This is a genomic window from Burkholderia sp. 4NA327C6 (assembly GCF_005502655.1).
Taxonomy (GTDB): domain Bacteria; phylum Pseudomonadota; class Gammaproteobacteria; order Burkholderiales; family Burkholderiaceae; genus Burkholderia; species Burkholderia contaminans.
In genome coordinates, this window is the sequence record NZ_SCNZ01000013.1 from 172,019 (window position 1) to 179,832 (window position 7,814).

The window sequence follows — 7,814 nt, forward strand, 5'->3', positions numbered from 1 at the left end:
CGCAATCAGAACGTGAAATTCTTCAGCGCGTCGGGCATGCCCTGCGCCATCGCCGCCTGCTCCTTCGCGTTGTAGGTCTGCGAATCCCACAGCTCGAAGTGACTACCCATTCCCAACAACATGACTTCCTTTTCCAGTCCGGCTGCCATGCGCAGCTCGGGCGATACGAGAATCCGGCCCGCGCTGTCGAGATCGACATCCATCGCATTGCCGAGAAAAATGCGCCGCCACCAGTGCGCGTCCATCGGCAGCGCGGCGATCTTGGCGCGGAATACTTCCCATTCGGGGCGCGGAAACAGCAACAGGCAGCCGTCCGGGTGCTTGGTCACAGTCACCCGTCCTTCTGCCTGTCCTTGCAGCGCTTCGCGATAGCGAGCCGGCACCGACATCCGCCCTTTCGCATCGAGCGTCAGCGCCGACGCCCCTTGGAACACTTTCCGCTCTCCCGTTCAGGGCACCGAAGCACCCGCTCAATGCTCAGAATTTAGCCGGAATAGCCCGCCAAATCACACAAAAATACACTTTCTCACACTGTCTCCCACTTTAGAGGAAGGGTGTGGCACGGTCAAGGGAGCGGCCCGCTTTTTTGACGAATTTTGTTAGTTAGAACAAGGACTTACGCGCACATGCTCATGCGCCCCTTCATTCTAAAAACCGTTATAAATGAATGAGCTAGTGCAACTTGTGAAGGTGATACGTGAGAAAGACGGGCCAGACGGGTGAGCGGACGGGGCTTTCGGGGGCGGGAAAACGAGGAATAAACGGGCGGTATCGGCGGCGGGGAACCGGGGCGACGTCACGCATCGCCCCGGAACGAATCTCACAGATAGTATGCAGTGCTCGTCATGACTTTCGATGCGGCGCGCATCAGCATTCGCGCGGGCAGCGGCAGCTCGATCCCGCCTGCGTCGGCCGCGGCCTTGCCGTGCTTCACCTCGTCGATACGCATCTGGTCGACGATCGCACGCGACGCGGTATCGGCCGCGGGCAGTTCGGACATGTGGCCTTCGAGATGGCTTTCGACCTGCCGTTCGGTCTCGGCCATGAAGCCGAGGCTGACCTTGTCGCCGAGCGCGCCGGCCGCCACGCCGATCGCGAGCGAACCCGCATACCAGAGCGGGTTCAGCAGGCTCGGGCGCGAGTCGAGCTCTTTCAAGCGATGCGCGGTCCACGCGAGATGATCTTCCTCCTCGCGGGCGGCTTCCTCGAACATCGCCTTCGCCGACGCCGTACGCGCCGTGAGCTTCTGCGCCTGATACAGCGCCTGCGCGCAGACCTCGCCGACGTGGTTCACGCGCATCAGCCCGGCGGCATGCGTACGCTCCGCAGGCGTCAGCTCGGCGGCCGGCGCCTCTGCCGGCGCGGGCACCGGCCGGCTCATCCGGCTAATGCCGGTCAGCGATCGCAGGCCGCGATCGAATTCGCTGATCAGTTCATCAAACACCATCCTGTTCTCCTGGCTGCAGGTGCTGCCGCGAGCGGCAAGGGCACGAGTCCGCTGCGTAACCGACTTGATTATTCAGCGGAAATTGCGGTTAACCCGTGATTTTAACCATTGTTGCATAAAGGAAACATGGCGACCTTGAGCTGCGGCATTTCGCTTTGTGGCAAAAAACGGTTTTGCTACATTACGTGCGACTTCTTGCGAAGTTGATGGGGCCCGTCGACAGAACATAACTATCCGCCCCGCCAGAAAAATTCAGTGAATTTTGGAGATCCGTTAATGAAAAAGTCGCTTCTCGCGCTCGTCGCGCTGGGCGCGTTCGCTGGCGCTGCCCATGCGCAAAGCAGCGTGACGCTTTACGGCATCATCGATGAAGGCCTGCTCTTCAACAACAACGCGGGCGGCAAGCACCTGTACAGCATGGCCAGCGGCGTGATGCAAGGCAGCCGCTTCGGCCTGCGCGGCACCGAAGACCTCGGTGGCGGCCTGAAGGCGATCTTCACCCTCGAAAACGGTTTCGACGTGAACAGCGGCAAGCTCGGTCAGGGCGGCCTCATGTTCGGTCGTCAGGCTTACGTCGGCCTGTCGAGCCAGTACGGTACGGTCACGCTGGGTCGTCAATACGACTCCGTCGTCGACTTCGTCGGCCCGCTCGAGGCAGGCGACCAGTGGGGTGGCTACATCGCCGCTCACCCGGGTGACCTCGACAACTTCAACAACGCGTATCGCGTGAACAACGCAGTCAAGTTCACGAGCCAGACCTACGGCGGCTTCTCGTTCGGCGGCTTGTACAGCTTCGGCGGCCAGGCAGGCCAGTTCTCGAAGAACCAGGTCTGGTCGCTCGGCGCAGGCTACAACAACGGCCCGCTGGTCTTGGGCGTCGGTTACTTGAACGCACGTACGCCGAACCAGTTCGGCGGCATGTTCAACAACGGCTCCGCGTCTTCGTCGGTCTCGTCGCCGATCTACGGCGCGTACGCGAACAACGCGAACACGTACCAGGTCATCGGTGCCGGCGGCGCCTACACGTTCGGCGCAGCGACGATCGGCGCGACGTACTCGAACACGAAGTTCAAGGGCTTCTCCGCAGGCCCGTTCGTGAACCAGACCGCGACGTTCAACAACGGCGAAATCAACTTCAAGTATCAGCTGACCCCGGCGCTGATTCTCGGCGCAGCGTACGACTACACGCAAGGCAGCAAGATCGACGGCAACTCGGCAGCCAAGTACCACCAGGGCTCGCTGGGCGTCGACTACTTCCTGTCGAAGCGTACGGACGTGTACGCAATCGGCGTGTACCAGCACGCATCGGGCAACGTGCTCGACTCGAACGGCGACGTCCTGAAGGCGACGGCAGCGATCAACGGTCTCGCAGGCTCGAGCTCGGCCAACCAGGTCGCAGCACGCGTCGGCATCCGTCACAAGTTCTAATCAGCTTGTCTGACAAGCCGCAGCATATTGAAGGCGCCTTCGGGCGCCTTTTTCTTTTCCGGCCGGTGCAGCCGCAAAGCCTGAGCGTGGCGAATCGTCCCGGCTGCGACAAACTGGTCTCGGGGGTGCGGTGCCGCCCCTGCTGCATCGAAACGCGCTGCCGCCGCCGCAAGCCCACTCCGGCAGCCAAGTCGCTCGAAAACAGCCTCGCCGGGGCCACGCAGCAAACAAAAAAACCCGGCACAAGCCGGGCTTTCCCATTCGATCGACCTCGCCGTTACGCGCGTCCGTCGCGCAGTTCGCGCCGCAGGATCTTGCCGACGTTGGTTTTCGGCAGCTCCGTGCGGAACTCGACCAGCTTCGGCCGCTTGTAGCCGGTGAGCCGCTCCTTGCAGTAGGCAAGGATGTCCTTGTCGGTGAGCGCCGGGTCCTTCTTCACGACAAACAGCTTCACGGCTTCGCCGGAATGCTCGTCGGGCACACCGACCGCCGCCACCTCGAACACGCCCGGATGCGACGCCACCACGTCCTCGACTTCGTTCGGGTACACGTTGAAGCCCGACACGAGGATCATGTCCTTCTTCCGGTCGACGATCTTCACGTAACCTCGCGCATCCATCACGCCGACGTCACCCGTCTTGAAGAAGCCGTCCGCGAACATGACCTTTGCGGTTTCGTCCGGCCGGTTCCAGTAGCCGGCCATCACCTGCGGCCCGCGTATGCAGATCTCGCCGGGTTCGCCGAGCGCGACGTCGTTGCCCGCGTCGTCGCGAATCGCCACTTCGGTCGACGGCAGCGGCAAGCCGATCGTCCCGCTGTACTCGGTCGCGGTCACGGGGTTGCAGGTCGCCACCGGCGACGTTTCGGACAACCCGTAACCTTCGATGATCGCGGTGTGGGTTTTTTCATACCAGCGTTTCGCGACGCCCTCCTGGATCGCCATGCCGCCGCCGTTGGCGATCACGAGCTTCGACAGGTCGAGCTGACTGAATTCCGGGTGGTTCAGCAGTGCGTTGTACAGCGTGTTGACCGCCGGGATCGTCGAGATCTGGTAGCCCTTCAGTTCCTTGATCATGCCGGCGATGTCGCGCGGATTCGGGATCAGGATGCCCATCCCACCGGTACGCATCGTCAGGAACCCGCAAACGGTCAGCGCGAACACGTGATACAGCGGCAGCGCGACAACAGTCACGAACTGTTTCACTTCCGGGAACTTCTCGTGAGCCGGATGATGCCAGGCGCCCGCCTGCAACACGTTAGACACAATGTTCCGGTGCAGTAGCGTCGCCCCCTTCGCCACGCCGGTCGTACCGCCCGTGTATTGCAGGAACGCGACGTCATCAGGGCCGATTTTCTGCGCCTTGAATGCCTGGCGCGCACCTTCGGCCAGTGCGGCCTTGAAGCGCGTGAACGACGGCAGCTGCCAGGCAGGCACCATCTTTTTCACGTTGCGCACGACGTAGTTGACGAGCCATCCCTTGATGCCCAGCAGATCGCCCATCGATGCGACGACGACGTGCTTGACGTCCGTATTCGCGATGACGGCCTGCAGCGTCGATGCGAAATTCTCGAGGATGACGATCGCCTCCGCACCGCTGTCCTTCAGCTGATGCTCGAGCTCGCGCGGCGTATAGAGCGGATTGACGTTGACGACGGTGTAGCCCGCGCGCAGTACCGCGGCGATCGCCACGGGGTACTGCAGCACGTTCGGCATCATGATCGCGACACGCGCCCCGCGCGCAAGCCCGCGCGATTGCAGCCACGCGCCGAACTGGCGCGACAGCTTGTCGAGTTCGCCGTACGTGATGCCCTTGCCCATGCAGACGAATGCCGTGCGGTCACGATACTGCCGGAAGCTTTCGTCGAGCAGGTCGGGGACTGAGGGATAAGGAGACGCGTCGATTTCGGCTGGAACGCCGGGTGGGTACGATTTCAGCCAAATTTTATCCATACTGCGCGTCTCCTCACATATTTTCGAATGGTCGTGCTAAAACGCATCGTAACGGCTCGCTCGTTCCGAGACAACAGGGTTAGATGTCCACTTCGAACTTCCGTGGAAATTCGTCTGATCATACGGTGATATCCGATCAAATGCGCTCAACTTCCACAAGACAATCGTAGAACGTCGCCGAATTGCCAAGATCGGTGAGCGCCTGGCTCGTCACTTCGTTCGCGTTTCTGCCGTCCGGCGATAGCTTCTTCCACCAGATCGACAGCCCGACGACGAGCCCTGCGCGTGCGCGATCGGTAACTCTCGCGACCGCCTGCATCGATCCGCGGTCGTTGAAGATGCGAACGACGTCACCTTCGGCGATACCGCGCACATCGGCGTCAGACGGGTGGATGTCGAGATGCGGCTCCCCTTCGGTATGACGCAGGCTGTCGACGTTCACGAACGTACTGTTGAGGAAGTGGCGAGCCGGAGGCGAGATCATCGCGAGCGGATAGCGCGCGGCGAGCTCGGGTGCGGCCTCGGCCGACTCGAACGGCGGCAGGTAATCGGGCACGGGATCCACGCCCATCTGCTCGAGTCGCGGGCTGTAAAACTCACACTTGCCGGACGGCGTACGGAAACCACCGTTCGCGAACGGCGCCTCCGGCAGCTTGAGCTTCAGCCAGCCCGCGCGCTTCAGCGTGTCCCAATCGCTGGCGAGCACCGGATCGTCCCAGCGGAGCGCCGCACGCGCGACCTCTTCGTCGCTGTGATACAGCGCCGGTTCGTCGAGCCCCATGCTGCGCGCGATGCCGCGGAAGATTTCCGTATTCGGCCGCGCCTCTCCCACCGGCGGAATCGACGGCAGGTTCGCCATCACGTAGGTGTGACCGTACGATTTGTGGATGTCCAGATGCTCGAGCTGCGTGGTGGCCGGCAACACAATGTCGGCGAAATCGACGGTATCTGTCTTGAAATGTTCAAGAACGACCGTGAACAGATCGTCACGCGCGAACCCAGCCGCGACCTTCGATGAATCCGGCGCGACAGCCACCGGGTTCGAGTTGTACACGATCACCGCTTCGACCTTCGGCCCGAAGGTTGCATCGCCCGGGTGCAGCAGCGCGTCGCCGATCGCGTTCATGTTGATGATGCGCGGCAGCTTGTGCGGCCAGCCCGGCATCAAATCAGGGCGCAGCAGCGCAGCCTGGTTGACCGGCGCGGATTCCGAGGACGAGAGCAAAAGCCCGCCTGCACGATCCCGCCAGGCGCCCGTCAGCGCCGGCAGGCTTGCGATCGCGCGTACGGCATTACCACCGCCGCGAACACGCTGCATGCCATAGTTGAGGCGGATCGATGCCTTGCGGGTGGCGCCGTAACGACGCGCAAGGTCGATCAGCTCGAACGCGTCGATGCCGCAGATCTGCGCAACGCGTTCCGGCGGATAGGACATCGCCCGCTCCTTGAGCGCGTCGAAGCCGAGCGTATGGCTGGCGATGTAATCGTGATCAAGCAGGTCTTCGGTAATCAGCACGTGCATCATGCCGAGTGCGAATGCGCCGTCGGTACCGGGTTTCAACGCGATGTGCTGATGACATTTCTCCGCTGTCAGCGAACGGTACGGATCGATGGCGACAAGACGTGCGCCTCGGCGCTTCGCTTCCTGCGCACGCGTCCAGAAGTGCAGGCTCGATGCGATCGGGTTTGCTCCCCAAATCAGGATCAGCTCGCTTTCCTCGAAATGCTCGAGGTGCATGCCGAGGCTGCCGCCATAGGTGTAACGCAACCCCGCTGCACCAGCCGCCGCGCAGATCGTGCGCTCGAGTCGCGAGGCACCGAGCTTGTGGAAGAATCGCTGGGCGATGCCCTCCCCCTGCACGAGGCCCATCGTCCCCGCATAGCTGTACGGCACGATCGCTTCCGGTTCGCGCGCCGCAATTTCACCGAGGCGACGGCCGATCTCATCGAACGCCTCGTCCCAGCTGATCGGTACGAAATGCCCGTCCCCTTTCGCACCGATGCGCTTGAGCGGGACGGTGAGGCGGTCGGGGTGATGAACGCGATCGGCGTATCGGCTGACTTTCGTGCACAACACGCCTTGTGTCGGCGGATGGTCGGGATCGCCCGTGACCTTGATCGCCTTGCCATTTTCGACGGTCACACGCATTGCGCACGTGTCTGGACAATCATGCGGGCAAACGGCCCGAGCTACCTGAAAGGCGGCGTTCATCGTTTTGTGTGCGGAGATGGGGATTCGCAAATTTTACGTGGACACGCCGAATAAAGCGTTCATTTCGTACGGGTTCCGAGATATTTGGCCGAAAACCGATGTCAGGCAGCGGCGAAGTTCGGTGGTTCGGTACGCCTGCTGCGGAGGGCTTGCATGGCCAACTCGACAATCTTGTCGACGCTGGAAAGCGGTTCGCGCGCGACAGTGCAACCCGATACGCTGGGAGAGGAATTGGAGCTTTGATCGGAGATAGAAGCAATTGGCCAAGGGATCGCGGATGATACGGGGCCAATTGACGTGCAGGGAGCTGAGAGTGGTCGTACTTGGGCGATGTGGAAACTCCAGCCACGCCGTCATCCCGCCCCTCCACGCATTTCCGCCGCCGAAATGCAAAAACCCCCGCCTTTCGGGCGGGGGTTCTTGGCTTAGGGAGCCTGACGATTACCTACTTTCACACGGGAATCCGCACTATCATCGGCGTAGAGTCGTTTCACGGTCCTGTTCGGGATGGGAAGGGGTGGGACCGACTCGCTATGGTCATCAGGCAAAGAGGGTTGTTGCGCTGGCTTCGCAGCACAACCAATCTTGGAAGAAGCAGTAATTTAGGTTGTGTGTATCACACACGAGAATCCAACTTGTCGCTTTGGATCGCGTCAGTGCTTTCGCACGGCGCCGATCTACAAGGCAGACTTGTTATAGGATCAAGCCTTACGGGCAATTAGTATCAGTTAGCTGAACGCATTACTGCGCTTACACACCTGACCTATCAACGTCCT

At 61.5% G+C, this 7,814-nt stretch carries 5 protein-coding genes and 2 rRNA genes; 1 reads left to right on the forward strand and 6 read right to left on the reverse strand.

The genetic code is table 11. From position 1 onward, the window contains the following. Nucleotides 1-5: 5 nt before the first annotated feature. Together mraZ and coq7 are read right to left on the reverse strand one after the other, a co-directional pair. Nucleotides 6-434: a division/cell wall cluster transcriptional repressor MraZ gene (mraZ, locus tag FFS49_RS16050; protein WP_006487094.1), complete on the reverse strand. Its 429-nt coding sequence runs from the start codon at nt 432-434 to the stop codon at nt 6-8. Between the two features lie 386 nt (nt 435-820). Continuing rightward, nucleotides 821-1,447 (reverse strand): 2-polyprenyl-3-methyl-6-methoxy-1,4-benzoquinone monooxygenase, encoded by a 627-nt coding sequence (gene coq7, locus FFS49_RS16055; RefSeq protein ID WP_011350831.1) that lies wholly within the window; start codon nt 1,445-1,447, stop codon nt 821-823. Nucleotides 1,448-1,723: 276 nt separating this feature from the next. On the opposite strand from coq7, the gene FFS49_RS16060 reads away from it, so the two are divergent. Continuing rightward, the gene (locus FFS49_RS16060; protein ID WP_039353171.1) at nt 1,724-2,875 is read left to right on the forward strand and encodes a porin; all 1,152 of its coding nucleotides are present in this window, start codon (nt 1,724-1,726) and stop codon (nt 2,873-2,875) included. A gap of 277 nt (nt 2,876-3,152) precedes the next feature. Here the strand turns inward: FFS49_RS16060 and FFS49_RS16070 are convergent, their stop codons facing one another. The 4 genes from FFS49_RS16070 to FFS49_RS16085 form a co-directional block, all read right to left on the reverse strand. Next, nucleotides 3,153-4,826: a long-chain fatty acid--CoA ligase gene (locus FFS49_RS16070; protein WP_105818781.1), complete on the reverse strand. Its 1,674-nt coding sequence runs from the start codon at nt 4,824-4,826 to the stop codon at nt 3,153-3,155. Between the two features lie 136 nt (nt 4,827-4,962). Beyond that, nucleotides 4,963-7,038 carry a molybdopterin oxidoreductase family protein gene (locus tag FFS49_RS16075; RefSeq protein ID WP_105818782.1) on the reverse strand — a complete coding sequence of 692 codons (2,076 nt, stop codon included), beginning with the start codon at nt 7,036-7,038 and terminating at the stop codon, nt 4,963-4,965. A 432-nt stretch (nt 7,039-7,470) separates the two neighbouring features. Continuing rightward, nucleotides 7,471-7,583 (reverse strand): 5S ribosomal RNA (rrf, locus tag FFS49_RS16080). 152 nt (nt 7,584-7,735) lie between these two features. Then, a 23S ribosomal RNA gene (locus FFS49_RS16085) occupies nt 7,736-7,814 on the reverse strand; the annotation flags it as partial.